The sequence below is a fragment of the Micromonospora terminaliae genome (assembly GCF_009671205.1).
Lineage (GTDB): Bacteria > Actinomycetota > Actinomycetes > Mycobacteriales > Micromonosporaceae > Micromonospora > Micromonospora terminaliae.
The window spans coordinates 6,177,211-6,201,276 of sequence record NZ_CP045309.1 but is presented as its reverse complement, the minus strand read 5'-3'; the positions used below and the strand labels follow the sequence as shown (position 1 = coordinate 6,201,276).

Here is a 24,066-nt window from a genome sequence, read left to right as displayed (position 1 = left end):
CTGGTGCGTCGGTCGGGTCGGGGCGTCAGTCACGCCCGGCGGACGGCACCGCGCAGGCCGCCGTGCCGCCGGGCAGACGGTGGCGGTTGCGGGCCACCCAGCGGTACGCCGGCCAGGCCGCCGCGCGCACCGGAGCGAATCGGAGACCGGCCCCGGCGACGCGCCAGAGCGGGTTGCTGTCGCCGAGCAGCCGGGCGATGGCGTCCGGGCCCGCGGCGCGTACGCCGTCCACGCCGACCCACTGCACCGCCTCCTCGCACTCGGCGGCGGTGAGGCCGAGCGTGTCGAGGTCGGCGAACTGCCAGGGCAGCACCCGGGCCCCGGTCGGGATCCAGCGCTCGATGACCCGTGCGCACTGCGTGCAGAACGCGCAGTCGCCGTCGTAGACGAAGGTCGACGTCTCCATGCCTCCATCCTGCACCCCGCCCGCCCCGCTCCGGTGCCCGGTGTTCGGCGGGTCACTTGCGCTTCGTTCGTACGCGTGTTCGAATGAAGCACATGCGCTGGGACAACCTCTCCGCTCCCCCGGACGAGGGGACTCCCGACGGGGCAGCGCCAGCGGCTCCACCCCTGCCGCTGGCGCTCCCCGGCGCCATCGCCCGCACGTTCGACACCCCGGGCTTCGCCGGCATGACCTTCTACGAGGTGCGGGCCAAGTCGATCATCAACCGGGTACCGGGGCAGTCCCGCGTCCCGTTCGAGTGGACGATCAACCCCTACCGGGGCTGTTCCCATGCCTGCGTTTACTGCGTCTCTGGTGACACGCCGATCCTCATGGCCGACGGCCGCACGAAGCCGATCAGTGAACTGGAGGTCGGCGACCGGATCTACGGCACCGAGCGGCGGGGCGCCTACCGGCACTACGTGGTCACCACCGTGCGCGACAAGTGGTCGACGGTGAAGCGGGCCTACCGGGTGACCCTGGAGGACGGCACCACGCTGGTCGCCAGCGGCGACCACCGGTTCCTCACGGAGCGCGGCTGGAAGCACGTCACCGGCAGCATGCGGGGTGGCGACCGGCGGCCCTACCTGACCACCCGCAACCGCCTGCTCGGCACCGGCGCGTTCGCCACCGCCCCGAAGCGCTCGGCCGACTACCGGCGGGGCTACCTCTGCGCGCTGGTGCGGGACGCCGACCACCCGGGCAGCCGCTTCCGGCTGGCCACTGGCGACGACGAGGCGCTGGAGCGCGCGGAGCGGTTCCTCGCCGACGCCGGGATCGGCACCGGACGGATGCCCGGCCAGCCGGTGCGGGCCGGCCGCCGGTCGACGACCGCGATCCGCACCGCCCGGCCCGGTGACGACGAGGCGGTCGCCGAGCTCGTCAGCCCGGCCGACGAGCCGACGGACGACTGGTGGCTGGGTTTCCTCGCCGGCAGCTTCGACGCCGTGGGCAGTTGCCGGCAGGGCGTGTTCCGGATCGGCGTCACCGACGACGAGAGCCTGCGCCGGGCGGCCGAAGCCCTCGACCGGTTCGGCTTCCGCTGGGCGCTCGACGACCCGGGCAACGTCAACCGGGCCCGCCAGGTCCGGCTGACCGGCGGCCTGCCGGAGCGGCTGCGCTTCTTCCACCTGACCGACCCGGCGGTCACCCGCAAGCGCTCGATCGAGGGCACGGCGCTCAAGTGCCGGGCCCGGCTGCGGGTGGCGAGCATCGAGGATCTCGGGCTGGAGCTCCCGCTGTGGGACATCACCACCGGCACCGGCGACTTCATCGCCAACGGGGTGGTCAGCCACAACTGCTTCGCCCGCAACACGCACACCTACCTCGACCTCGATGCCGGGGCCGACTTCGACCGCCGGGTGATCGTCAAGGTCAACGCCGGCGAGCTGGTACGCCGTGAGCTGGCGGCCCCGAAGTGGCGCGGCGCGCACATCGCCATGGGCACCAACGTGGACTGCTACCAGCGGGCCGAGGGACGCTACGCGCTCATGCCCCAGATCCTCGCGGCGCTGCGCGACTTCGCCAACCCGTTCTCCATCCTGACCAAGGGCACGCTGCTGCTGCGGGACCTGCCGCTGCTGCGCCAGGCCGCCGAGATGACCCGGGTCGGGCTGTCCTACTCCGTGGGGTTCGTCGACGAGGCGCTGTGGCGGGCGGTCGAGCCGGGCACACCGAGCCCGCGTCGCCGCCTCGACGCCGTCCGCCGGCTCACCGACGCCGGGTTCTCCGTCGGGGTGCTCATGGCGCCGATCCTGCCGGGGCTCAGCGACGACGACGAGTCGATCGACGCGACGGTGGCCGCGATCGCCGCGTCCGGCGCCACCAGCGTCACCCCGCTGCCGCTGCACCTGCGCCCCGGCGCCCGCGAGTGGTACGCGCGCTGGCTGGCCCGCGAGTACCCGCACCTGGTCCCCCGCTACCGCCGGCTCTACCAGGCCGGGTCCTACGCCCCGCAGGCGTACCAGCGGGAGGTGACCGCGCGGGTGCGGATGGCGGCCCGCCGGCACGGGCTGCACCGGGGCGAGCCCGGCGACAACCGTCAGGTGCCCGAGGCGCCGCCCGCCCCGGCGGCCGAACAGCTCTCGCTGCTGTAGCCGGGACCGCCTACGATCCGCCCGTGCAGGAGATCATCGCTGGGGCGCTGCGCCGCCGCCGGACAGCCGCCGTGATCGCACCGGCGGTGGGGTTCGGCGGTGGTCTGCTCTCCCGGTGGGCGGACGCGGCCGGCGGAGCCGTCGGCCTGCTGACCCTCGTCCCGCCGGTCCTTCTCCTCGTCTTGTCGATCAGGGAGCTGGTGCGCCGGCCGGGCACCGCCGAGTTGCGGATCGACGAGACCGCCCGGGCCTTCTTCTCGCCACCGAACCGGGCCCTCACCTTCCCGCCGATCCTCTGCGGCTGGCTCGTGTTCATGGCGGTCGACAGCGCGCACCGGGCCGGCGACGACCCACTGCGGTGGACGCTGGTCACCGTGTACGCGGTGCTCTGTCTCGCGATCGCAGCCGGCCACTGGCGGCGGTTGCCGTTCGTCGCGCTGACCGCGGCGGGCGTCACCTACGGCGCGCCGCGTCCGCTGGCGGTCGTGCCGTGGGAGGCACTCGGCGGGGAACTGCCGGTCGGGCCGGGCGCGTCCGGCCGCTACCTGCGCCTGCCGATCGTCCGGCCGGACCTGGTACGCCGGGCCGGCCGGGGACCACGACCAGGCGTCTTCGTGGCGGTCCGGGAGCTGACCGTCGCCCCGGCGCTCCTGGCCGTCGCCATCCAGCACTACGCCACTCACCCACAGCATCGGGCGGCCATCGGCACCCCGGAGGAGTACACCCGACTCCGGCACGCCCTCACCGCGGTCGCTCAGGGCACAGCCTGACGAGCGACACTCCGGGGTCGCCGGGGGTCGGCCGGGCTAGGCTCGTGGAATGCGTTCCGCCCAGCAGATCCTCGCCGACTCCGCCGTGATCGCCGTCGTGGGCGCGTCCCGCGACCCGGGCAAGGCCGCGCACCGCGTGCCGCTGGAGATGCAGCGGCACGGCTGGCGGATCATCCCGGTGAATCCGACCGTGGACGAGCTGTTCGGCGAGAAGGCGTACCCGTCGCTGGCCGACATCCCGCACCCGGTCGACCTGGTCGACGTGTTCCGCCCGGCCCGGGACGCCGTCGAGGTGGTCCGGCAGGCGGTGGCGATCGGCGCGCCGGCGGTCTGGCTGCAGCTCGGGATCTTCTCGGACGAGGCGCGGCGGATCGCCGAGGAGGCCGGGATCGACTACGTCGAGGACCGCTGCCTCATCATCGAGCGCGCGGCCGGGGGCCTGACCCGACTGGGCTGACCCCGAGACCTCAGGCGGGGCCGAAGAGCAGGTCGAGCTGGGTGTCGAGGGCGGCCAGCGCGGTCTCCGGCGGGTAGTGCCCGCCGAGCAGGTAGATGCCGAGCCCTTCCAGCACGGCCAGCAACCCGACCGCGGCCCGCTCCGCGTCGACCCGCTCGCCGGAACCGGCGCGGATCTGGGCGGCGACGAAGCCCAGCAGGGCGGCCGTCTCGTCGTGCAGCGCGGCGGCGACGGCGGGGCGTACGGCCGTGTAGGCCAGGAACGCCAGCGCGACCCGGCCGTCGGCACGGCGTTCCTCGTCGAGGGGCAGCAGTGCGGCCAGCATGGTCCGCAGCAGCGTGCGCGGTGCCGGCGTCGCGCCGAGCGCCTCGACCGCCCGGGTGACCCGGGCCTCGTTGCGTTCGCGGACCACGGCGAGCGCGAAGGTCATCATCTCGTCGCGGGTGCGGAAGTAGTGCTGCACCATTCCGGCGCTGACCCCGGCCGCGGCGGCCACGTGCCGGAGGCTGACCGCCTCCAGGCCCTGCTCGGCCGCGACCCGCATGAGGGCGTCCGCGATGAGCGCCCGGCGTTCCCGGTGGTCGACCCGCTTCGGCATCCCCCCATGCTTTCACAATGCGACTGCATTGACACGCCGGCCCCGAGCGTTTACGTTGCAACTGCAATGCAAAAGAAGGGTGGGCTGGGTATGGCACAGATCGACGTGGTCCGGCTGGCCCGCCGTGCGGTCGTCTACGAGTGGGGCATGTGGCGCAGCCTCGCCCGGTGGGTCCTGCGGCGGCCCTATCCGGTGGCACCGGGCGCCGAGACGTTCCGCTACGTCGGGGTGGTGCAGCCGATCCTCGGCGTGTTCATCGCGCTGTCCGTCATCGAGATCCCGGTTCTCGACCTGATCCTCCGGCACACCGTCGGCTGGCCGACGGTCCGGCACGCCTTCATCGGGCTCGGCGTCTGGGGCGTGCTGTGGATGTTCGGGCTGTTCGCCAGCCTCCGGCTCCACCCGCACGTCGTCGGCGACGCCGGCCTGCGCATCCGCAACGGCATCTCGATCGACGTGCTGATCCCGTGGTCCGCCGTCGCCCGGGTGGAGGCGCGCTACCGGTCGCTGCCGTCCAGCCGCGCGGTGCAGTACGACCCGGACGACCCGACCGTGCTCAACCTCGGCGTCGGCAGCCAGACCGCGGTCGACGTGGTGCTGCGGGAACCGCTGTCGGTGCGCCTGCCGAAGGGCCCGAGCGAACCGGTACGGGAGATCCGGCTGTACGCCGACGACCCGAAGGCCCTGGTGACCCGGGCCCGCCGGCACCTCCCGGTGACCGAGGCACCCGGGGGGCGGCCGCCGGGTTCATGACCGACGCGAGCTCAGAGCTTGTACTCCTTCAGCAGGCCACGGCTGATGATGGTCTTCTGGATCTCCGAGGTGCCCTCGCCGATGAGCAGGAACGGGGCCTCCCGCATCAGCCGCTCGATCTCGTACTCCTTCGAGTAGCCGTAGCCACCGTGGATGCGGAACGCCTCCTGGACGACCTCGGCGCAGTATTCCGAGGCGAGCAGCTTGGCCATCCCGGCCTCGACGTCGTTGCGCTGGCCGGCGTCCTTGAGCCGGGCCGCGTTGACCATGAGGGCGTGGGCCGCCTCGATCTTCGTGCCCATCTCGGCGAGCTTGAACGCGACGGCCTGGTGCTTCGCGAGGGGCTGGCCGAAGGTGCGGCGCTGCTGGGCGTACGCGACGGCCAGCTCGAAGGCGCGGATCGAGATGCCGCACGCGCGGGCGGCCACGTTGACCCGGCCGACCTCGATGCCGTCCATCATCTGGTAGAAGCCGCGACCGACCTTCTCCTCGCCGCCGAGGACGGCCGAGGCGGGGACGGTGACGCCGTCGAGCACCATCTCGGTGGTCTCGACGCCCTTGTAGCCCATCTTGTCGATCTTGCCGGGGATGGTCAGGCCGGGGGCGGTCTCGCCGAAGCCCGGCTCCTTCTCCAGCAGGAAGGTGCTCATGTTGCCGTACACCGAGTCGGCCCCGGTGTCGGTCTTCACGAGGGTGGCGACCACCGAGGAGTACGCGCCGTTGGTCAGCCACATCTTCTGGCCGTTGAGCACGTAGTTGTCGCCGTCGCGGACGGCCTTCGACTTGATGGCCGAGACGTCCGAGCCGCACTCGGGCTCCGACATCGAGAAGGCGCCGCGCACCTCGCCGGTGGCCATCCGGGGCAGCAGCCGGGCCTTCTGGTCGGCCGAGCCGTGCTGCGAGATCAGGTACGCCACGATGAAGTGGGTGTTGACGATGCCGGAGATCGACATCCAGCCCCGGGACAGCTCCTCGACCACGAGGGCGTAGGTCAGCAGGGACTCGCCGAGACCGCCGTACTCCTCGTCGATGGTGAGGCCGAACAGCCCCATCTCGCGCATCCCGTCGAGGATGTCGGTGGGGTACTCGTCGGCGTGCTCCAGCCGCTGGGCGTGCGGGATGATCTCCTTGTCGGCGAACTCCCGGACCGTTTCCAGGATCGACCGCTGCACGTCGGTCAGGCCGGGCGTCTGGGCGAGTCGAGCCATCTCAGCCTCCGGGGGATCGGCGCATTACTCGTGGGTAACTGAACGCTGGGTCAGTATCGGCCCCGGGACCCGCGGAGCCAAGGTGACCAGTCCACACAACCGCTGTGAAAAGGTTCACCGCTGCGGGTAGCGTCCGCAAGAGAGAGGGCCGTCGACCTGCGACGAGAGGGCGGGGAGGGACGTGAGCCAACCACCCGGTGAGCCCGAGCAGCCACCGTCGCCGTACGAGCCGCCGGCCTACGGCCAGCCGTACGGGGAGCCGCAGCAGCAGCCGTACGGGCAGCCGCAACAGCAGCCGCACTGGGGGCACCAGCCGCCCGGAGGCGCCCAGCCGCCCTACGCCCCGCAACCCCCGTACGGGCAGTACGGGCCACCCGGCCCCGCACCGCAGCCGCGCGGCGGCGGGCCGAACGTGCTCGCCATCCTGTCGCTGGTCTTCGCCTTCGTCTTCGCCCCGGCCGGCATCGTCTGCGGCCACCTGGCCAAGCGGCAGATCCGGCAGACCGGCGAGGAGGGCGACCAGCTCGCCACCTGGGGGCTCATCCTCAGCTACGTCTTCACCGCACTCGGCCTGCTGATCTGCTGCGGCTGGATCGGCCTGGCCTTCTGGGCGAACTCGGACAACGGCAGCACCTACTGACCGTCAGCGGAACTCGGCCTCCCGCACGCTGTTGCCGCCGTCGACCACCAGCATCTGCCCGGTGATGTAGGAGGCGGCCGGCGAGCACAGGAAGGCGATCGCCGCGGCCACCTCGTCGGGTGTGCCGGGGCGGCCGACCGGGGTGCCGAGGCCCTGCTTGATCTCGACCATCGTGGACGCCGCCGTGTGGATGATGCCCGGCGCCACCGCGTTCACGGTCACCCCGTCGGCGATCATCTCCATGGCCAGCGCCCGGGTCAGCCCGACCACGCCGGCCTTCGCGACCGCGTAGGCGGCCTCGGTGGGCAGCGCGTTGACCGGCCCGGCGGTGGCCGCCAGGTTGACGATCCGCCCCCAGCCCCGCTCGGCCATCCCGCCGATGAACGCGCGGCTGCACAGGAAGCCCGTGGTGAGGTTGCGGTCGATCTCGCCGCGCCACTCGTCGTAGGTCAGCTGGGCCACCGGCCGCAGCACCTCCGGGCTGGCCCGGCTGGCCAGGCCCGCGTTGTTGACCAGCACCTCGACGTCACCGAGCTGCTCGGCCACCGCGTCGGCGAGCGCGCCCACCTCGGACTCGTCAGTGAGATCGGCGACGAAGCCGGTCACGCCCAGCTCGCCGGCCCGGTCGTGGATGCGCCGCGTGGTGGAGACGATGGCCACCCGCGCGCCGAGGTCGGCCAGGCGGCGCGCGGTCGCGTACCCGATGCCGTCCGCACTCCCCGCGCCGGTGACCAACGCGACCCGGCCGTCCAGGCGCATCGTGGTCGGCTCGGCGAGCGGCGCCGGCTGGTCCTGGTCGGCGGAGCCGGCCGGGGCGCCGCCGCGCGGCCGGCGCACCAGGCCCGGCCGGCTGACGTCCCGTCGCGACCGACCACCGCGCGCGTCAAGTGCCATGCCGCGATCCTGCCCGCTGTGGACGTTCCGGGCAACGCGGCACCCGGAAAGGGGTACCTGCGACTTGCCCGGTGGTGGCTACCCTGACCGCACCACGTCCATGGAGATGATCTGATGAGCTATCCCCCACCACCCGGTGGTTGGCACGACCCGTCGGGGGCCGGGCCACAGTCGAGCCCGCCGGTCGATCCGACGCTGCCGATGGCCGGCAACCCCATCCCGACCCAGCCGACGTCGGCGGACCCCTACGCGCCCGTCGACCCGTACGCCGCACCCGGCTACCCGCCGCCCGCCACCCCGTACGCCGTGCCCGGCTACCCGCCGCCCGGCGACCCCTACGCCGCGGCGGGCCACGCGCCCGCGTACCCCGGCTACGCGCCCCCGTCCAGCAAGACGAACACCCTGGCCATCGTGGCGCTGGTGCTCTCGCTGGTCGGCTTCACCTCCTGCATCACCGCGCCGGTCGGCGCGATCATGGGCCACGTCGCCCGCAAGCAGATCCGGCAGACCGGCGAGCAGGGCGAGGGCATGGCCAAGGCGGCCATCATCGTGGGCTGGATCCTCACCGCCCTGCTGGTGCTCCTGATCATCTTCTACGTCGTGATGATCGTCATCGCCATCAACTCGGACAGCTCCAGCACCTACTGAGACGCGGACGGGCCGCCCCGGTCGGCCGGGGCGGCCCGTCGCGGTCAGCGGCCGGCGGTCACTCCGACGGCGGGGTGAACGACGAGGTGCGGCTCATCCCGGCGGCCCGGCCCTTGGCCGCGATCACCAGCGCCATCTTGCGGGACGCCTCGTCGATCATCTCGTCGCCGAGCATCACGGCGCCGAGCTTCCCGCCCGCCTCGGACGTGTAGAAGTCGTAGGCGTCGAGGATGAGCTCGGCGTGGTCGTAGTCGGCCTGGGCCGGGGAGTAGACCTCGTTCGCCGCGTCGATCTGGCCCGGGTGCAGCACCCACTTGCCGTCGAAGCCCAGCGCCGCCGAGCGCTTCGCCACCTCGCGGAACGCGTCCACGTCCCGGATCTGCAGGAACGGGCCGTCGATGGCCTGCTTGTCGTGCATCCGGGCGGCCATCAGGATCCGCATGAGGATGTAGTGGTAGGGGTCGCCCGGGTAGTCCGGGATCAGCGCGCCGACCACCAGCGACTTCATGTTGATCGAGGCCATGAAGTCGGCCGGGCCGAAGATGATCGTCTCGACCCGGGGCGAGGCGGCCGCGATGGCGTCGACGTTGACCAGGCCGGCAGCGTTCTCGATCTGCGCCTCGATGCCGATCCGGCCCACCTCCAGGCCGAGCGTCTTCTCGATCTGGGTCAGCAGCAGGTCCAGCCAGTGGACCTGCTCGGCGTTCTGCACCTTGGGCAGCATGATGCAGTCCAGGTTGGCCCCCGCGCCCTCGACCACCTCGATGACGTCCCGGTAGGTCCACGGCGTGGTCAGGTCGTTCACCCGGACCACCCGGGTCTTGCCCGCCCAGTCGCCCTCGTTCAGCGCGGCGACGATGTTCTTGCGGGCGTCCGGCTTGGCCAGCGGGGCGACCGCGTCCTCCAGGTCGAGGAAGACCTGGTCGGCGGGAAGGCCCTGGGCCTTGCCGAGCATCTTGACGCTGGAGCCGGGTACCGCGAGGCAGGACCGGCGGGGGCGACCGACTGCGGCCATGGGTGCGCTCCTTCCAGCGTCCGGCGGGCACGCCGACGCCACCAGGTGAAAGACGAGAACTTAACGATCCCAAAGGGCGTTGTGACGCCACGGTAACCTCGTGCCGTGACCGGGGTGAATGGACCTGTGGAAGATCTCACTGAGCGGCGGACCGTGGTGGTGACCGGCGCCAGCTCGGGCATCGGCCTGGCCGCCGCGGTCGACCTGGCGCGCCGGGGCGACCGGGTGGTACTCGTGGGACGCGATCCGGCCCGGCTGCGCGCCGCCGGGGAGCGGGTACGCGAGTGCTGTGGCGAGCAGCCCGAACTGTTCCGCGCCGACTTCGCGGTGCTGGACGACGTACGCGGGCTCGCCGAGCGGCTGCGCGCCGCGTACGACCGGATCGACGTGCTGGCCAACAACGCCGGGGCGATCGTGCTCCAGCCGGTCACCACGGTCGACGGTTTCGAGCTGAGCATGCAGGCCAACCACCTCGCGCCGTTCCTGCTCAGCAACCTGCTGCGGGACCGGGTCGGTCGGATGGTGGTGACCGCCTCGGGCGCGCACCGCAGCGGCGTGCTGGACCCGGACGACCTCAACGCCGCGCTGCGCCGCTACCGGCCGATGCGCGCGTACGGCACCAGCAAGCAGGCGAACATCCTGTTCACCGCCGAGGCGGCGCGGCGCTGGCCGGAGATCCCGGCGCACTCGTTCCACCCGGGCGTGGTGCGGACCCGGTTCGGCAACGACAGCCGGCTGGTCGCCCTCGGCATGCGGCTGCTGCCGTTCCGCAGCCCCGAGAAGGGTGCGGAGACGCTGGTCTGGCTGACCAACCAGGATCCGGCCCGGCTGGTCACCGGCGGCTACTACGCCGACCGGCGGCTCCGCCGGCCGCTGCCCAAGGCGGCCGACCCCGCTCTCGCGGCCCGGCTCTGGACCGCCAGCGCCAAGGCCGTCGGGCTCGACGCCTGAGCCGTTTCCGGGGCCCTTCACCGGGCGGGTCGCTGCCATACTCCGCCGCATGACCGAACACGCGGAAGCGCCCCTGCTGGTCGCCCTGGTCGACCTGGGCGCCGATCCCGAGGCCGGACGGCGCTACGAGGACGCGGTGCTCGCCCTGCTCGGGCGGCACGGCGGGCGGCTGGAGCGCCGGCTGCGCACCGGGGACGGGACGACCGAGGTGCACGTGATCCGGTTCGCGGCGCGGGCCGGCTACGACGCCTTCCTGGTCGACCCGGAGCGGGTCGCGCTGCGGTCCGCACTGGGCGCCGCGGCCCCGACCACCCGGGTCCTCGACGTCCACGACGTCTGAGCGTCACTCGGCGAGGTGGACCGGGACGCTGGTGACCACCACGCCGGGCAGCGCCCGCAGGGCGGCGCGGAGCCGCTGCTCGGCGCGGCTGTGCAGCGGGCGGTGCCAGCGGCGGCGGAGCACCACCTCCGGCACGATCACCGTCAGCGTCAGCTCGGGCCGGGTGCTGCGCAGCGCCTCCAGGTAGTGCGCGAGCGGCCCGATCACCGCCCGGTACGGCGACACGATGGTCTCCAGCCGCAGGTGGTCACCCCAGGCCTGCCACTGTTCGCGGAACCGGTCCGCCTCGACCTCCTCCGGTGCGATGTGCACGGCCAGCGTCGGCTGGCCCAGCGACGCCGCGTACGCCAGGGCACGCAGCGACGCCCGGTTCAGCCGGGCCACCGGCACGACGACCAGGTGGCGTACCTCCTGGGGCAGCTCCTCGCCCTCGGCGGACCCGGCGGGCCCGGGCGCGGTGGCCGGCGGGTGCAGCGCCAGCGCCTCGTTCAGCGTGGCGTAGTGGCGGTGGATCCGCCGGAACAGCAGCACCAGCAGCGGCACGGCGACCACCACCACCCAGGCGCCCTCGGCGAACTTCGACACCGCGGCGGTCAGCAGGACCAGCCCGGACAGGGTCGCGCCGACGGCGTTGACCGCCAGGCGCCGGCGCCAGCCCCGCCCGCGGCGCCGCCGCCAGTGCACCACCATGCCGGCCTGGGACAGGGTGAAGGCGAGGAAGACACCGACGGCGTAGAGCGGGATCAGCGACGCGGTGGTGCCGCGGAAGGCGACGAAGATCAGCCCTGCGGCGAGGGACAGCGCGACCAGGCCGTTGCTGAACGCCAGGCGGTCGCCCATGTGCAGGAAGCGGCGGGGGGCGTGGCCGTCCCGCGCCATGAAGAAGAGCAGGCGGGGGAAGTCGTTGAACGCGGTGTTCGCGGCCAGCAGCAGGATCAGCGCGGTGGTGGCCTGGAGGAGCACGTACCAGGGGCCGGTCGGGAAGGTCACCCGGCCCAACTGGGAGAGCAGCGTCTCGCCCGGCCGCGGGACCAGGCCGGCCAGATGGATCAGCCCGACCAGGCCGGCGAAGAGCGTGACCAGCATGGCGACCATCCAGCCCAGCGTGGTGCGGGCGTTGCGCCACTCGGTCGGCCGGAAGGCGGGGACCGCGTTCGACACCGCCTCGATGCCGGTCATCGACACCGCGCCGGAGGAGAACGCGCGCAGCACCAGCAGCAGGCCGAGGCCTTCGGCGGCCGGCACCGGCGGCGGTGACACCGGTGCGAAGCCCCGGCCCGCCGCCCGCGCGTAGCCGACCACCAGCAGCGCGAGGACCGCGACCACGAAGGCGTACGTGGGGAGCACGAAGAGGTTTCCCGCGGTGCGCACGCCCCGCAGGTTGCCGGCCAGCAGCACGGCGATCACCAGCACCCCGAGCGGCACCGTGAGCGGGGCGAGCCCCGGCAGCGCCGAGGTGACCGCACCGACCCCGGCCGCCACCGACACCGACACGGTCAGCACGTAGTCGAGCATCAGACCGGCCGCCGCCGCCAGCCCCGCGGTAGGTCCGAGGTTGTCGCCGGCCACGATGTACGAACCGGCCCCGTGCGGGTACGCCGGAATGGTCTGCCGGTAGGACACTCCGACCGCGATCATCAGCACCACCAGCAGGCCGGCCAGCGGCAGGGAGAGCCCGAGCGCCGAGCCGCCGGCCAGCACCAGTACGCCCAGCATCGCCTCCGGCCCGTACGCCACCGAGCTGAGCAGGTCGGAGGAGAGCACGGGCAGGGCGACCAGCTTGCGCATCCGCTCGTAGAGCACCGAGGCGCTGGAGATCGGCGGGCCGAACAGCGCCCGTCGCGCACGGCTGAGCAGCCGCCCGGCCCGCGAGCCGGGCAGGTGGGCCGGACCGCTGGCGACCAGTTCGTCCGGCTCCTCGACGGTGAACATCTCGATCGGTGCCAGCCGGCCGAACCGGGTGGGCTGCGGCGGCCGGCCGCTGCGGCCGAGTGTCGGGTCGACGGGCAGGTCGTCCGGGCGGCGCGGCTCCCGCCAGCGTTCCCCGATCCGGCCCAGGGCCGCCCGCTCCTCCCGGCCGAGCGGCGGGAACTCGGCCGACGGGGTGACGACCGTCCCCCGCTCGGCCTCGTCGCCACCCTTCGCTGCCGCCCCCACCCCCGCACTGTCACGGAAACTGGTCCGGCAGGCAGCACTTTCCGGGAAAGCGGGTCAGTCGGTCAGCGGTGCGGGGTCGGCGGGCACCGCGACCGGTTCGGTGCGGCGGCCGGCCCGGGCCCCGCCCAGGATGACGACGGCGACACCGGCCAGCAGCAGCGCCAGTCCCGGCAGGGCGAGCGGGCGGGGGAACTGCCCGAGCCAGACCCCGGCGATCAGTGCCGCGCCGGGCGCCTCCAGCAGGATCAGCACGCTGATCGTGGTGGCCGAGACGCGGTGCAGGGCGTAGTTGAACATCGAGTGGCCGAGCAGTTGGGCGCCGGCCACGAGGCCGAGGATCGCCAGCCAGGTCCCGCCGTCGTAGCCGTGCAGGCGTACCCCACCGAGCAGGCACACGACCAGCAGGATCGCGCCGCAGACCCCGTAGCAGATGGTGGTGTAGGTCGTGGTGCTGATGCTGGCGCGGGCGCGCTCGCCGAAGGCCGTGTAGACCGCGGCGAACATGCCGCCCGCGACGGCCAGCAGGTCACCGGCGAACGCCCGGCCGGAGACGCCGAAGTCGGCGCCGGTGGCGAGCACCGCGCCGAGCACGGCCACCGCGATGCCGGCCCAGACCGCCGTGGGCAGCCGTCGTCCCTGCCAGCGGGCGATCAGCCCCTGCCACACCGGCTGGGTGGCGCCCAGCGCGGTGGCCGCGGCCACCGAGGTGAGCTGCGCGCTCGGCATCCAGGTGGCGAAGTGGGCGGCGAGCGCCACCCCGGAGAGTACGCAGTAGAGCCCCTCCCGCCGGCCCGCGCCGACGGTCAGCGCCCGGAACTCCGCCCGCCGCCGGGTCAGCGAGACCGGGCCGAGGACGGCCAGCGAGAGCACGTTGCGCCAGAAGGCGATGGCGAGGGCCGGCGCGGCGGCGAACGCGACCAGCGGCGCGGAGGACGAGACGGCCGTGACGGCCAGCGCGAGCGCACCGACGGTCAGCGCGTCGAGCGGCGGGCGGTGCGGAGGGTGGGACACGGAGAGCAATACTCACACGCCGCCCGGCACCACGGACCGTCATCACTCCGTTACGATCATGCGCGTCCCGGCGATCCCCCCTCGACGTCCGGAGGCGTTTCCCCATGCCCAGGTTCCAGGCGGTGCTGTTCGACTTCTTCGGCACGCTGACCCGCTGCGTCCAGCGCGGGTCCGCGCACCGCACCATCGCCGAGCTGCTCGGTTGCTCGGTCGACACCCTCATCGACGTCCTCGACCGCAGCTACTACCAGCGGGCCAGCGGGCGGTTCGGCAATGCCGAGGCGACGCTGCGCTGGGTCTGCGGGCAGGCCGGCGTGCACCCCTCCGACGAGGCGGTACGCGCCGCCGTCGCCTCCCGGCACCGGGCCGTACGCGCCGACACCCGGCTGCGCGCCGAGGCGGTGCCGGTGCTGGCCGCGCTGCGCCGGCAGGGTGTGCGCACCGGCCTCATCAGCGACTGCACCCACGAGCTGCCGGCGTTCCTGCCGCAACTGGCGGTCGCGCCACTGCTCGACGTGCGGATCTTCTCGGTGCAGGTCGGGCGCTGCAAACCCGACCCGGCGCTCTACCTGGCCGCCTGCCACCGGCTCGACCTCACGCCGGCCGACTGCCTCTACGTCGGCGACGGCGGCAGCCAGGAGCTCACCGGCGCCGAGCGGGCCGGCATGACAGCGGTGCGGCTGGCCGCACCGGACCTGGCCGGTCACATGGTCTTCAACGCCGACCACGGCTGGCACGGCCCGGTGCTGACCTCGCTCACCGAGGTGCTCGACCTGCTCGAACCGGTCGCCGTGGGATGACCGGCCGGGCGCGGCGGCTCAGCGGCGGCGGACCCGGTGCAGCCGGAACGGCTTGCGGGTGGCCCGGACCACCGGCGTCTCCCGGGGCTGCTCGGCCAGCGAGCCGGCCGGCAGGTCGGCGCCGGCCACGGCGCCGGCCGCCGGGCTCAGCCGGGTGAGGGCGCAGCCCTCGGCCGCCCAGCGGGCCACCAGGTCGGCGGAGGGGCCGGGGGCGTTCAGCCGCTTCGCGGCGACCAGCGGCGCGGCGGTCTCCCACTCCTCGCTGCCGGGCCGCAGGCGGGTGACCCGGGCCGGCCAGGTGACGATCCGGCCGCCGTGGTCGCCGCGCAGGGTCACCTCGGCCGCGCCCGCGTCGGCCAGCCCGGGGGCGGACTGCTCACCCGGGCCGCTCACCACCAGCAGCGCGCCGTCCAGCGGCAGGCACCAGAGGCCGTACGCCGGGCCGCCGTCGACGCTGACCCAGCAGACGGCCGCCTTCTTCACGGCCTCGTCCACGAGCGGTGTGGCGGCCCGCTCGACCTCGTCGCTCACTCCGGCATCCTCCCGCATCCCGGCCCGGCCGGGGACGTCCTCAGCGGCACGCTACCGCGCCGCGACCGGCCACCTCAGCCCACGAAGGGCGGGACGGCGATCTCGCCCCGGGCCACCGGCATCACGTGGCCGGCGACGGTCGCGCCCACCGCCACCCCACCGGCCGCGGTCACCGTGCAGGCGAGCGCGGACGGCCGGTTGATCTCGATGCCCTGCCGGACCGCGTACTCGGAGCGGCCCTCGCCGGGCAGCAGCCCGCTGGCCACCAGCCACACGCCCAGGCCCAGGGCGGCCGAGCCGGTCGCCGGGTCCTCCGGCACCCCGAGGCCCGGCACGAAGACCCGGGCGTGCGCGGTTTGCGTGCCGGCGTCCCAGGAGAAGACGCTGACGTGCTCCACGCCGTACCGCTCCGCCGCCGCCGCGTTCACCTTGGCGCGGGCCACCGCGTCGGGGCGTACCGGAAGATAGGGGAACTCCAGGCCGCAGCCGGCGACCCGGGGCGCCGGGCCGGCGTGGTCCGCGGCGGTGAGGCCGGCCATCTCCAGCAGCGGCTCCGGGTCCAGCTCGGGTCCCAGGGTCGGGGTGCCGCCGGTGAGCGTCGCGCCGGTCGGGGTGACCTCGACGGGCAGCACGCCGGCGCCGCACTCCTGGGTGACCCTGCCCACATCGAACAGGCCGCGCCGGCTCGCGGTCACCGCGGCGCCCACACTGGGGTGCCCGGCGAACGGCAACTCCTCGGCCGGGGTGAAGATCCGCGCCCGGTACGTCGCGCCGACCTGCGTGGGCGGAAGCACGAACACCGTCTCGGACAGGTTGAACTCCAGCGCGAGCGCCTGCATCTGCTCGGTGGCGAGCCCCTCCGCACCGAACACCACGGCCAGCGGGTTGCCGGCGAACGGGCGATCGGTGAAGACGTCCACGATCTCGTAGGCCAAGGTCGACATGTTGATAAACACTAGGCCCTTAGGCTGGTGCCCGTGAGCACGCCGAACCGGGTCTACATCGCTCGACTCGCCGGAGTCGCCGTCTTCGACCCGAACGGCGACCAGGTGGGCCGGATCCGGGACGCCGTCGCCCGGGTGCGGCCGACCCAACGCCCGCCGGAGGTGGTGGGGCTGGTCGCCGAGATGCCGATGCGGCGGCGCATCTTCCTCTCCATCAACCGGATCACCTCCATCGACCCGGACGCCGTGGTGCTCGGCAGCGGCACGCTCAACCTGCGCCGGTTCGAGAAGCGCCCCAACGAGCTGCTGGTGCTCCAGGAGCTGCTGGACCGGCGGGTCCAGCTGGACACCGGGCAGGCCGGCTCGGTGGTCGACGTGGCCATGGAGCGCAGCCGCGGCGGCGAGTGGGCGCTGACCCGGGTCGCCGTCCGCGAGCAGACCAGCCGGCTCGCCCGCCGCGGCCACCTGCACCAGGTGGAGTGGGACCGGGTGCGCGGCCTCGGCGGCATCGCCGACAACCGGGGTACGGCCAACCTGCTCGCCGTGCTGGAGGACATGCGCCCGGCCGACCTGGCCAACGCCCTGCAGGACCTGCCCGACGCCCGCCGCAACGAGGTGGCCGCCGCGCTGGACGACGAGCGCCTCGCCGACGTGCTGGGCGAGCTGCCCGAGCACGACCAGGTGGAGATCCTGGCCGCGCTGGACCGGGAACGTGCCGCGGACGTGCTGGAGGAGATGGACCCGGACGACGCGGCCGACCTGCTCAACGAGCTGCCCCCGCCGGAACAGGACGTGCTGCTCGACCTCATGGAGCCGGACGAGGCCACCCCGGTCCGCCAGCTGCTGCGCTACGCCTCCGGCACCGCCGGCAGCGTGATGACCTCCGAGCCGGTGATCCTGCCGCCGGACGCCACGGTGGCCGAGGCGCTGGCCCGCATCCGCGAGCCGCAGCTCTCCCCCGCCGTGGCCGCGCAGATCTTCGTCACCCGCGCCCCGCTCACCACGCCGACCGGGCGCTACCTGGGCATGGTGCACTTCCAGGCGCTGCTCCGGGAGCCACCGGCCGACCTGCTCGGCGGGATCGTCGTCAACGACATCGACCCGCTGCGGCCGACCACCCCGTTGCCCGAGATCACCCGCCGGATGGCCACGTACGACCTGGTCGCCATGCCGGTGGTCGACCGGTCCATGCGGCTGGTCGGCGCGGTGACCGTGGACGACGTGCTCGACCACTCGCTGCCCCGGGACTGGCGGGACCGGGACGCCATGGCCGCCGCGCCCGCCGCCGACGAGGAGACCCTGGACGGCGGCAATGGCTGACCAGCGACGCACCGAGCGGCTGGACCAGCCGCGCGCGCCCCGGGGCCTCCGGCTGCCCCGGATCGACGCGGAGACCTTCGGCCGCTGGTCGGAGGGCATCGCCCGGGGCATGGGCACGGCGAACTTCATCGTCTACATGACGCTGGTGATCGCCGCCTGGTTCGCCTGGAACACCCTGGCGCCGGAGAACCTGCGCTTCGACCCGTACACCTTCACGTTCCTGACCCTGGTGCTGTCCCTGCAGGCCTCCTACGCGGCCCCGCTGATCCTGCTCGCGCAGAACCGGCAGGCCGACCGGGACCGGATCGCGCTGGAGGAGGACCGGCGGCGGGCCACCATGCAGAAGGCCGACACGGAGTACCTGGCCCGGGAGATCGCCGCGCTGCGCATCGCGCTGGGCGAGGTGGCGACCCGGGACTTCCTGCGCTCCGAGCTGGCCCGGCTGGCCGAGGAGCTGGACGAGGCGGCCGAGCGGCGGCGGAAGCTGGAGCGCCGCCAGCAGGAGCGGGAGGCCCGCCGGCAGGCCGGCGGGGAGCCGCTCGACGAGCCCCGCGACGACCTCGACGGGGACTTCGCCCACGACGGGCGCTTCGACGGCTGAGCCCGGAACGTATTGAACGCCGCGCGCCTCAAGGGGCCAGGCGAGCGGCGTTCGCCTCGATCGTCCCACTTCGCGGCATGGCCCGTCCACCCCTCGGGCGGCCATCGATTCGCTCACACCGGCCACCGCCAGCGGCGGACGCCGATGACCGCCGACGTAGCATTGCGGACATGTCAGCACCCGTCAGCACCATCTCCGACGCGATCCAGGCCGCCCTGGCCACCGTCAACGACCCGGAGATCCGTCGGCCGATCACCGAGCTGGGCATGGTCCGTTCCGCCGCGGTCGGCGACGACGGCGTGGTCCGGGTCGAGCTGCTGCTCACCGTGGCCGGCTGCCCGCTGAAGGACAAGCTGCGTACCGACATCACCGCCGCCGTCGGGGCGGTGCCCGGCGTGACCGGCGTCGAGATCGAGTTCGGCGTGATGAGCCCCGAGCAGCGCCAGGAGCTCCAGTCCAAGCTGCGCGGCGGGGGCGGCACCGAGCCGGTCATCCCGTTCGCCCAGCCCGGCTCCCGCACCCGGGTCTACGCGGTCGCCAGCGGCAAGGGTGGCGTCGGCAAGTCCAGCGTCACGGTCAACCTGGCCGCCGCGCTGGCCGCCCGCGGCCTCTCGGTCGGCGTGGTGGACGCCGACATCTACGGCCACTCGGTGCCCCGGATGCTCGGCGCCGACGGCGCGCCCACCCGGGTCGAGGACATGATCATGCCGCCGCAGTCGCACGGCGTGAAGGTCATCTCGATCGGCATGTTCACCCCGGGCAACGCGGCCGTCGTCTGGCGCGGCCCGATGCTGCACCGGGCCCTGCAGCAGTTCCTCGCCGACGTCTACTGGGGTGACCTGGACGTCCTCCTGCTCGACCTGCCCCCGGGCACCGGCGACATCGCGATCTCGGTGGCCCAGCTCCTGCCGAACGCCGAGATCCTGGTCGTCACCACCCCGCAGGCGGCCGCCGCCGAGGTGGCCGAGCGGGCCGGCGCCATCGCGCTGCAGACCCACCAGCGGGTGGTCGGTGTGATCGAGAACATGTCCTGGCTGGAGCTGCCGGACGGCTCCCGCATGGAGGTCTTCGGGGCCGGGGGCGGCGCGGCCGTCGCCGAGTCGCTGACCCGGACCATCGGCGCGCAGGTGCCGGTGCTCGGGCAGATCCCCATGGACACCCGGGTGCGCGAGGGCGGCGACGCCGGCACCCCGATCGTGCTGGCCCAGCCGGACGCCCCGGCCGCCCGCGCGCTGGCGCAGGTCGCCGACCGCCTCGCGGTGCGCCGCGAATCCCTGCTCGGCAAGCCCCTGGGGCTCAAGCCCTCCGGTCGCTGACCCCGGAACGCTCAGCCGACGACCCTCTCCGGCCCTGGCCGGGGAGGGTCGCTCGGTTCGTGGGGCTCAGGTGGCGTCGTCGTAGGAGGGGCGCGGAGCCGGGGCCGGGGACCCGCCCGTGGCGGTGGCCGGGCGGGTGCCGTTGGTCCGCAGGTCGGCCGCCTTGGCCACGTCCTTCAGGTCGTCGTGCACGCCGGTGACGTCCGAACGCAGGTTGTCGTACATGCTCTGCAGCGGCTTCCGGAGGGCCTGCTCGTCCTCCTCGCTGAGCAGGTGCTTCCGGATGAACGCCTTCGGGTGCAGGTCCTCCAGCTGGATGTCCGTGCCCAGCTCGCGGCTCAGGTCACCGGTGGCGTTCCGCGCCATGTTGCGCAGGTTACGGACCATCCGGAGGCCGTCGTTGATCACCGTGGGCAGCCGGTCCCCGAAGATCAGCAGTGCCAGGAGCAGCAGGGCGCCGATCTCCCACCAGTTCAGGTTCTCGAACACACTCGGCCTCCTCGTGGCGCGTCAGGGCAAGACTACGCACGTCAGGTGGCCGGCCGGGAGGGGGTGAGGCATGCTCACTTGGCGTCTGCGGCGAGCGTCACCGAGGCGTTCTGCCGATCCGACCCGCGCCGGTACTCCACCGTCACCACCGAACCGGGGGCGTACTTGCGGACGAGGGCCACGAGGTCGGTCGGATCGTTCATCGGGTGCCGGTCGAGCCGGAGCACCACGTCCCCGGTACGCAGCCCGGCCGCCGCGGCCGGCCCGGCCGGCTCGACGCCGTTGAGGCGTACGCCGCCGCCGCTCACGCCGGTGCCGCCGACCTGGGCGCCGATCACCGTACGCCGGGCCTTGCCGGTGCCGATGATGTCCTCGGTGACCCGCTTCGCCTGGTTGATCGGGATGGCGAAGGCGAGGCCGATGTTGCCGGCCTCCTGCCCGTCGGCGACCAGGGACTTGATCGTCGAGTTGACCCCGACCACCCGGCCGGCCCCGTCGACCAGCGGGCCGCCCGAGTTGCCGTGGTTGACCGCCGCGTCGGTCTGGATCGCGGCGTAGTAGCGGGTCGGGCCGCCCGGCTCGCCGGCCATCATGGTGCGGTCCAGCGCGCTGACGATGCCGGCGGTCACCGTGTTGGCCAGGGAGAGCGGCGAGCCGATGGCGAGCACCGGATCACCGACGGCGAGCGCGTCGGAGTCGCCGAACTCCACCGGCTTCAGCCCGGTACGGGTCACCTTGATCACCGCGATGTCCGACTCCGGGTCCTGCCCGACCACCGTTCCGGGGGCGGTGCTGCCGTCGTTGAAGACCACCGTGGCCTTGCCCGGGCCGCCCGCCACCACGTGGTCGTTGGTGACGATGTGCCCGTCGGCGCTCACCACGAAGCCGGAGCCCTCGCTGGTGCCGCCGAGGCTGGCCACGCGGACCGTGACCACGCTGGGCAGCACCTTCTCGGCGACCCCGGCCAGTGACTCGGGCTTGCGCTGGGCGAGCGCCGGGGCCTGGCCCGACTGCGCCCCCAGGGTCGGCACGCCCCCGCCGCCGCGCAGGAACGCGTAGGTCAGGGCGCTGCCGAGCGAGCCGGCGAGCAGGGCGGTGATCAGCGAGACCAGCACCACCTGACGCAGGCCGGGGCGCCTCGGCGCGTCGGGGTCGGTCACCGGTTCCGGCTCGCCGCTGCCGGTGACCGGGGCGGCCGGCACCACCACGGCGGCGGGCGCGTACGGGTCGCGCCAGGGATCGGCGAGCGCGTCGGACCACCAGGGCGAGGTGCCGCCCCCGGCGCCCTGCGGCGGCTGCCCCTGCGCCGGCCCTCCCGCCGGCGCCGGGCTCCCGCCGGGCTGGCGCCAGTCCCAGCCGTCGGTCACGTCGGTGCCTCCCAGTCCGTCCCCCACGCCCCGCGCCGGGCGGTCGGTGGAGCCGGCCGTGGAGCGCGGGACTCCGTCCAGGATTGCACGGATGCCCCGAGTGGAGTCAGGGGTTGCCGCGCGTGATCGTCTGAGGGCCGACTCGCGGCTGCGCCCGTGGAGGCACGCCTCTAGGCTCTCAGTGCCAACCGACCCCTCGCACCAGTCCGCCCGGAGGTGTCCCATCGCCACGGTCGCCGGCTCCGGCAACTCGACCGCCCAGGTGCTCCAGTTCGCCGAGTCGTACGTCACCGAGGATCTCGTGCTCCGGACCGCCCGCGCCCTGGCCCACGAGGTGGGCGTGGACGCGGTGACGCCGGGCGCCGGCGCCGCGCTGCGCCTGCTCGCCGCCGCCGGGAACGCCCGGGCGGTCGTCGAGATCGGCACCGGCACGGGGGTGAGCGGCGTCTGGCTGCTCCGGGGCATGCGCCCCGACGGGGTGCTCACCACGATCGACGTGGAGGTCGAGCACCAGCGCATCGCCCGGCGGCTGTTCCAGGAGGCGGGTTTCGCATCGGGGCGTACCCGGATCATCACCGGGCGGTCCCTCGACGTGCTGCCGCGGCTCGCGGACGGCGCCTACGACCTGGTCTTCGTCGACGCCGAGGCGGCCGGCTTCGCGGCCTGCGTGGACGCGGCGCTGCGGCTGCTGCGCCCGGGCGGCGTGCTCGCGCTCAACGGCGCCCTGGCCGGCGGCCGAATCGGTGACCCGGCCGCCCGCGACGTGGAGACGGTGACCGTACGGGAGACCATCAAGGCCATCCGCGAGTCGGAGCACTGGGTGCCGGCGCTGCTGCCCGTCGGGCACGGCCTGCTCGCGGCCGTGAAGGGCTGACCGCCCCGGCCGGTCAGCCCAGCGTGGCCAGCCAGCGCAGCAGCCCGCGGACGCCCCAGCCGGTGGCGCCCTTGACCAGCTCGCCGTGCACGTCGTCCGACCAGGAGGGTGCGGACATGTCCACGTGCACCCAGCGGTCGCGCAGCTCGCCGGTGAACTCGCGGAGGAAGAGCGCGGCGACGACCGAGCCGGCGCCCCGGGCCGGGGAGCTGTGCAGGTCGGCGATGTCGCTGCTCAGGTACTCGACGTAGTCGTCGGCCAGCGGCATCCGCCAGGCGCGCTCGCCGGCCGCCGTGATCGCGCCCAGCAGGTCGGCGGCGAGGTCGTCGTTCTCGCTGTAGAGGGCGGCGTGCCGCTTGCCCAGCGCCACCGCGTTCGCCCCCGTCAGCGTGGCCAGGTCGACCAGCAGGTCGGGCTTCAGCTCCCGGACGGCGTACGCCATGGCGTCGGCGAGCACCAGCCGGCCCTCGGCGTCGGAGTTGGTGCTCTCGCTGGTCCGGCCGCCGTAGTGGCGGACGATGTCGCCGGGGCGGAACGCCGAGCCGCTGACCATGTTCTCGGCGAGCGGGGCCAGCGTGGTGACCCGCACGGGCAGCCCCAGCGCGGCGGCGCCCAGGGTGGCGGCGACCACCGCGGCGGCCCCGGCCATGTCCTTGCGCATCAGCTTCATGGCCGGCACCGGCTTGATCGAGATGCCGCCGGTGTCGAAGGTGATCCCCTTGCCCACCAGCACCACGTGCGTACGCGCGCCGGCCGGCCGCCAGTCCAGCTCGACCAGGCGGGGGCCGCTGGCCGAGCCGCCGCCGACGGCCAGGATGCCGCCGAAGCCCTCGGCGACCAGCTCCTCCGGCTCGCGTACCCGCAGGTGCAGGTCGGCGCGGCCGGACGCGGCGGCGGCCACCTGGGCGGCGAACCACTCCGGGTTCTTGGTGGACGAGGGGGTGTTGGTCAGGTCCCGGGCCAGCCGGGTCATCTCGGCGGTGGTCTGGGCGGTGGCCAGGGTGGGCGCGAGCGCCTCCGGGTCCCCCACCACGACGTCCACCTCGGCCAGGGCGGGCGTGCCGCCGGCCTCGGTCAGCCGGTACCGGTAGGAGCCGAGCAGCAGCCCCTCGGCGAGGCCGCGCAGCGCGTCCGTGGCGTCGTCCGGCAGCGCGATCGTGATGTGCGTCTCATCCTTGGCGGCCCGGACCAGCGCCGCTCCGGCGACCCGCCAGCCGTGCTCGTCGCCGTCGCCGACGCCGAGCAGCCAGAGCCGGGCGGGGGTGCCGCCGGGCCGCAGGTGCTCCCGCACCTCGCCGGGGGCGCCGGTGAGCCGGGCGGCGGGCACCAGCGCCGCCGCCTCGGCCCGGACGTCGTCAGCGGGCGGGGCGGCGGTGGGGACCAGCGTGGCCGGGGCGTCCGGCCCTTCGGGACGAACGGGCAGGACGAGGGTGTCGGGCCGCGCGGGCCCGCTCACCAGACGAATGGCCAGCACGCTGGACCGTACCTCCGAAACTGCTTGAAGCGGGACACTTTGCCGGTTACCGGCTGCGGAAGGCCCTGAGCCACCGGCTCGGCCGGTGGCTCAGGGTAGGACGAACCGTCCGCGCGACGGACGTCGCGCGGACCGCTCTCCGCAATCAGCCGGCAGCCGCCTTCAGCGCGTCACCCAGCGCGGTGGCCTCGTCGGGAGTCATCTCGACGACGAGCCGGCCACCACCCTCCAGCGGGACCCGCATGACGATGCCCCGGCCCTCCTTGGTGACCTCCAGCGGACCGTCGCCCGTCCGCGGCTTCATCGCCGCCATGTTGTCTCCCCTCAGACCTACACCAGGGTCGGTGGGTTGCCCCACAGCCACTTCGTC

The 24,066-nt window shown here is 73.9% G+C and carries 26 protein-coding genes; 13 read left to right on the top strand and 13 right to left on the bottom strand.

Going from position 1 to position 24,066, the window contains the following annotated elements; genetic code table 11:
• Positions 1 to 25 precede the first annotated feature (25 nt).
• Entirely contained in the window at positions 26 to 406 is a 381-nt protein-coding gene (locus GCE86_RS28860) for a thiol-disulfide oxidoreductase DCC family protein (RefSeq protein ID WP_154229821.1), read from the bottom strand.
• 83 nt (positions 407 to 489) lie between these two features.
• On the opposite strand from GCE86_RS28860, the gene GCE86_RS28855 reads away from it, so the two are divergent.
• The 3 genes from GCE86_RS28855 to GCE86_RS28845 are packed head-to-tail and all read left to right on the top strand — an operon-like array spanning position 490 to position 3,765.
• Positions 490 to 2,538 carry an intein-containing Rv2578c family radical SAM protein gene (locus GCE86_RS28855; RefSeq protein ID WP_338106332.1) on the top strand — a complete coding sequence of 683 codons (2,049 nt, stop codon included), beginning with the start codon at positions 490 to 492 and terminating at the stop codon, positions 2,536 to 2,538.
• 23 nt (positions 2,539 to 2,561) lie between these two features.
• Positions 2,562 to 3,308: a hypothetical protein gene (locus GCE86_RS28850; protein WP_154229820.1), complete on the top strand. Its 747-nt coding sequence runs from the start codon at positions 2,562 to 2,564 to the stop codon at positions 3,306 to 3,308.
• 49 nt (positions 3,309 to 3,357) lie between these two features.
• The gene (locus tag GCE86_RS28845; protein WP_154229819.1) at positions 3,358 to 3,765 is read left to right on the top strand and encodes a CoA-binding protein; all 408 of its coding nucleotides are present in this window, start codon (positions 3,358 to 3,360) and stop codon (positions 3,763 to 3,765) included.
• 10 nt (positions 3,766 to 3,775) lie between these two features.
• Here the strand turns inward: GCE86_RS28845 and GCE86_RS28840 are convergent, their stop codons facing one another.
• Positions 3,776 to 4,363 carry a TetR/AcrR family transcriptional regulator gene (locus GCE86_RS28840; protein WP_154229818.1) on the bottom strand — a complete coding sequence of 196 codons (588 nt, stop codon included), beginning with the start codon at positions 4,361 to 4,363 and terminating at the stop codon, positions 3,776 to 3,778.
• A 90-nt stretch (positions 4,364 to 4,453) separates the two neighbouring features.
• Here GCE86_RS28840 and GCE86_RS28835 point away from each other — a divergent pair, with 90 nt between their 5' ends.
• A complete protein-coding gene (locus tag GCE86_RS28835) occupies positions 4,454 to 5,116 on the top strand; it encodes a hypothetical protein (RefSeq protein ID WP_154229817.1) in 663 nt (220 codons plus the stop codon).
• A gap of 11 nt (positions 5,117 to 5,127) precedes the next feature.
• Here the strand turns inward: GCE86_RS28835 and GCE86_RS28830 are convergent, their stop codons facing one another.
• On the bottom strand, positions 5,128 to 6,324 hold the full coding sequence (locus tag GCE86_RS28830) for an acyl-CoA dehydrogenase family protein (protein WP_154229816.1): 1,197 nt from the start codon (positions 6,322 to 6,324) through the stop codon (positions 5,128 to 5,130).
• A gap of 181 nt (positions 6,325 to 6,505) precedes the next feature.
• Between GCE86_RS28830 and GCE86_RS28825 the strand changes: the two genes are divergently transcribed.
• Complete coding sequence (locus tag GCE86_RS28825; RefSeq protein ID WP_154229815.1) at positions 6,506 to 6,964, top strand: DUF4190 domain-containing protein; 459 nt, start codon at positions 6,506 to 6,508, stop codon at positions 6,962 to 6,964.
• A 3-nt stretch (positions 6,965 to 6,967) separates the two neighbouring features.
• Here the strand turns inward: GCE86_RS28825 and GCE86_RS28820 are convergent, their stop codons facing one another.
• On the bottom strand, positions 6,968 to 7,858 hold the full coding sequence (locus GCE86_RS28820; protein ID WP_154229814.1) for an SDR family NAD(P)-dependent oxidoreductase: 891 nt from the start codon (positions 7,856 to 7,858) through the stop codon (positions 6,968 to 6,970).
• Positions 7,859 to 7,972: 114 nt separating this feature from the next.
• On the opposite strand from GCE86_RS28820, the gene GCE86_RS28815 reads away from it, so the two are divergent.
• Positions 7,973 to 8,506: a DUF4190 domain-containing protein gene (locus tag GCE86_RS28815; RefSeq protein WP_154229813.1), complete on the top strand. Its 534-nt coding sequence runs from the start codon at positions 7,973 to 7,975 to the stop codon at positions 8,504 to 8,506.
• A gap of 58 nt (positions 8,507 to 8,564) precedes the next feature.
• On the opposite strand, the gene GCE86_RS28810 is transcribed toward GCE86_RS28815, so the two are convergent.
• Positions 8,565 to 9,521, bottom strand: a complete 957-nt coding sequence (locus GCE86_RS28810) for an HpcH/HpaI aldolase/citrate lyase family protein (RefSeq protein WP_154229812.1) — start codon at positions 9,519 to 9,521, stop codon at positions 8,565 to 8,567.
• Between the two features lie 126 nt (positions 9,522 to 9,647).
• Here GCE86_RS28810 and GCE86_RS28805 point away from each other — a divergent pair, with 126 nt between their 5' ends.
• Positions 9,648 to 10,472: an SDR family NAD(P)-dependent oxidoreductase gene (locus tag GCE86_RS28805; RefSeq protein ID WP_154229811.1), complete on the top strand. Its 825-nt coding sequence runs from the start codon at positions 9,648 to 9,650 to the stop codon at positions 10,470 to 10,472.
• Positions 10,473 to 10,521: 49 nt separating this feature from the next.
• Positions 10,522 to 10,812, top strand: a complete 291-nt coding sequence (locus tag GCE86_RS28800; protein WP_154229810.1) for a hypothetical protein — start codon at positions 10,522 to 10,524, stop codon at positions 10,810 to 10,812.
• A 3-nt stretch (positions 10,813 to 10,815) separates the two neighbouring features.
• On the opposite strand, the gene GCE86_RS28795 is transcribed toward GCE86_RS28800, so the two are convergent.
• Together GCE86_RS28795 and GCE86_RS28790 are read right to left on the bottom strand one after the other, a co-directional pair.
• Positions 10,816 to 12,969 carry an APC family permease gene (locus tag GCE86_RS28795; RefSeq protein ID WP_154229809.1) on the bottom strand — a complete coding sequence of 718 codons (2,154 nt, stop codon included), beginning with the start codon at positions 12,967 to 12,969 and terminating at the stop codon, positions 10,816 to 10,818.
• A gap of 54 nt (positions 12,970 to 13,023) precedes the next feature.
• Complete coding sequence (locus tag GCE86_RS28790) at positions 13,024 to 13,989, bottom strand: DMT family transporter (RefSeq protein ID WP_204341677.1); 966 nt, start codon at positions 13,987 to 13,989, stop codon at positions 13,024 to 13,026.
• A gap of 95 nt (positions 13,990 to 14,084) precedes the next feature.
• Between GCE86_RS28790 and GCE86_RS28785 the strand changes: the two genes are divergently transcribed.
• Positions 14,085 to 14,780 (top strand): HAD family hydrolase, encoded by a 696-nt coding sequence (locus GCE86_RS28785; protein ID WP_154229807.1) that lies wholly within the window; start codon positions 14,085 to 14,087, stop codon positions 14,778 to 14,780.
• Positions 14,781 to 14,798: 18 nt separating this feature from the next.
• Here the strand turns inward: GCE86_RS28785 and GCE86_RS28780 are convergent, their stop codons facing one another.
• Positions 14,799 to 15,329 carry a hypothetical protein gene (locus tag GCE86_RS28780; protein WP_204341676.1) on the bottom strand — a complete coding sequence of 177 codons (531 nt, stop codon included), beginning with the start codon at positions 15,327 to 15,329 and terminating at the stop codon, positions 14,799 to 14,801.
• A 56-nt stretch (positions 15,330 to 15,385) separates the two neighbouring features.
• A complete protein-coding gene (locus GCE86_RS28775; protein WP_154229805.1) occupies positions 15,386 to 16,255 on the bottom strand; it encodes a PhzF family phenazine biosynthesis protein in 870 nt (289 codons plus the stop codon).
• Between the two features lie 33 nt (positions 16,256 to 16,288).
• Between GCE86_RS28775 and GCE86_RS28770 the strand changes: the two genes are divergently transcribed.
• The 3 genes from GCE86_RS28770 to GCE86_RS28760 all read left to right on the top strand — a co-directional run bounded on the left by GCE86_RS28770 (position 16,289) and on the right by GCE86_RS28760 (position 19,492).
• Positions 16,289 to 17,575: a magnesium transporter MgtE N-terminal domain-containing protein gene (locus GCE86_RS28770; RefSeq protein WP_154229804.1), complete on the top strand. Its 1,287-nt coding sequence runs from the start codon at positions 16,289 to 16,291 to the stop codon at positions 17,573 to 17,575.
• Entirely contained in the window at positions 17,568 to 18,176 is a 609-nt protein-coding gene (locus GCE86_RS28765; protein ID WP_091260787.1) for a DUF1003 domain-containing protein, read from the top strand. Before GCE86_RS28770 ends, GCE86_RS28765 begins: the two co-directional genes overlap by 8 nt.
• Before the next feature lie 170 nt (positions 18,177 to 18,346).
• Positions 18,347 to 19,492 (top strand): P-loop NTPase, encoded by a 1,146-nt coding sequence (locus GCE86_RS28760; RefSeq protein WP_154229803.1) that lies wholly within the window; start codon positions 18,347 to 18,349, stop codon positions 19,490 to 19,492.
• 66 nt (positions 19,493 to 19,558) lie between these two features.
• Here GCE86_RS28760 and GCE86_RS28755 read toward each other — a convergent pair whose 3' ends face one another.
• Both GCE86_RS28755 and GCE86_RS28750 read right to left on the bottom strand, forming a co-directional pair.
• Positions 19,559 to 19,981 (bottom strand): twin-arginine translocase TatA/TatE family subunit, encoded by a 423-nt coding sequence (locus GCE86_RS28755; RefSeq protein ID WP_154229802.1) that lies wholly within the window; start codon positions 19,979 to 19,981, stop codon positions 19,559 to 19,561.
• A gap of 74 nt (positions 19,982 to 20,055) precedes the next feature.
• Entirely contained in the window at positions 20,056 to 21,363 is a 1,308-nt protein-coding gene (locus GCE86_RS28750; RefSeq protein ID WP_204341849.1) for a S1C family serine protease, read from the bottom strand.
• 286 nt (positions 21,364 to 21,649) lie between these two features.
• Between GCE86_RS28750 and GCE86_RS28745 the strand changes: the two genes are divergently transcribed.
• Entirely contained in the window at positions 21,650 to 22,222 is a 573-nt protein-coding gene (locus GCE86_RS28745) for an O-methyltransferase (protein WP_154230714.1), read from the top strand.
• A gap of 13 nt (positions 22,223 to 22,235) precedes the next feature.
• Here GCE86_RS28745 and GCE86_RS28740 read toward each other — a convergent pair whose 3' ends face one another.
• A complete protein-coding gene (locus GCE86_RS28740) occupies positions 22,236 to 23,696 on the bottom strand; it encodes a leucyl aminopeptidase family protein (RefSeq protein WP_154229800.1) in 1,461 nt (486 codons plus the stop codon).
• Between the two features lie 145 nt (positions 23,697 to 23,841).
• Complete coding sequence (locus GCE86_RS28735; protein ID WP_013283866.1) at positions 23,842 to 24,009, bottom strand: DUF3117 domain-containing protein; 168 nt, start codon at positions 24,007 to 24,009, stop codon at positions 23,842 to 23,844.
• Positions 24,010 to 24,066 lie beyond the last annotated feature (57 nt).

Bases quoted from the DNA above. Each gene is read 5' to 3' on its own strand.
- GCE86_RS28785 (WP_154229807.1), top strand. From the start codon at position 14,085: ATGCCCAGGTTCCAGGCGGTGCTGTTCGACTTCTTCGGCACGCTGACC.
- GCE86_RS28810 (WP_154229812.1), bottom strand. From the start codon at position 9,521: ATGGCCGCAGTCGGTCGCCCCCGCCGGTCCTGCCTCGCGGTACCCGGC.
- GCE86_RS28860 (WP_154229821.1), bottom strand. From the start codon at position 406: ATGGAGACGTCGACCTTCGTCTACGACGGCGACTGCGCGTTCTGCACG.
- GCE86_RS28840 (WP_154229818.1), bottom strand. From the start codon at position 4,363: ATGCCGAAGCGGGTCGACCACCGGGAACGCCGGGCGCTCATCGCGGAC.
- GCE86_RS28855 (WP_338106332.1), top strand. From the start codon at position 490: ATGAAGCACATGCGCTGGGACAACCTCTCCGCTCCCCCGGACGAGGGG.
- GCE86_RS28765 (WP_091260787.1), top strand. From the start codon at position 17,568: ATGGCTGACCAGCGACGCACCGAGCGGCTGGACCAGCCGCGCGCGCCC.
- GCE86_RS28820 (WP_154229814.1), bottom strand. From the start codon at position 7,858: ATGGCACTTGACGCGCGCGGTGGTCGGTCGCGACGGGACGTCAGCCGG.
- GCE86_RS28845 (WP_154229819.1), top strand. From the start codon at position 3,358: ATGCGTTCCGCCCAGCAGATCCTCGCCGACTCCGCCGTGATCGCCGTC.
- GCE86_RS28835 (WP_154229817.1), top strand. From the start codon at position 4,454: ATGGCACAGATCGACGTGGTCCGGCTGGCCCGCCGTGCGGTCGTCTAC.
- GCE86_RS28760 (WP_154229803.1), top strand. From the start codon at position 18,347: ATGTCAGCACCCGTCAGCACCATCTCCGACGCGATCCAGGCCGCCCTG.
- GCE86_RS28815 (WP_154229813.1), top strand. From the start codon at position 7,973: ATGAGCTATCCCCCACCACCCGGTGGTTGGCACGACCCGTCGGGGGCC.
- GCE86_RS28775 (WP_154229805.1), bottom strand. From the start codon at position 16,255: ATGTCGACCTTGGCCTACGAGATCGTGGACGTCTTCACCGATCGCCCG.
- GCE86_RS28735 (WP_013283866.1), bottom strand. From the start codon at position 24,009: ATGGCGGCGATGAAGCCGCGGACGGGCGACGGTCCGCTGGAGGTCACC.
- GCE86_RS28830 (WP_154229816.1), bottom strand. From the start codon at position 6,324: ATGGCTCGACTCGCCCAGACGCCCGGCCTGACCGACGTGCAGCGGTCG.
- GCE86_RS28800 (WP_154229810.1), top strand. From the start codon at position 10,522: ATGACCGAACACGCGGAAGCGCCCCTGCTGGTCGCCCTGGTCGACCTG.
- GCE86_RS28780 (WP_204341676.1), bottom strand. From the start codon at position 15,329: ATGCGGGAGGATGCCGGAGTGAGCGACGAGGTCGAGCGGGCCGCCACA.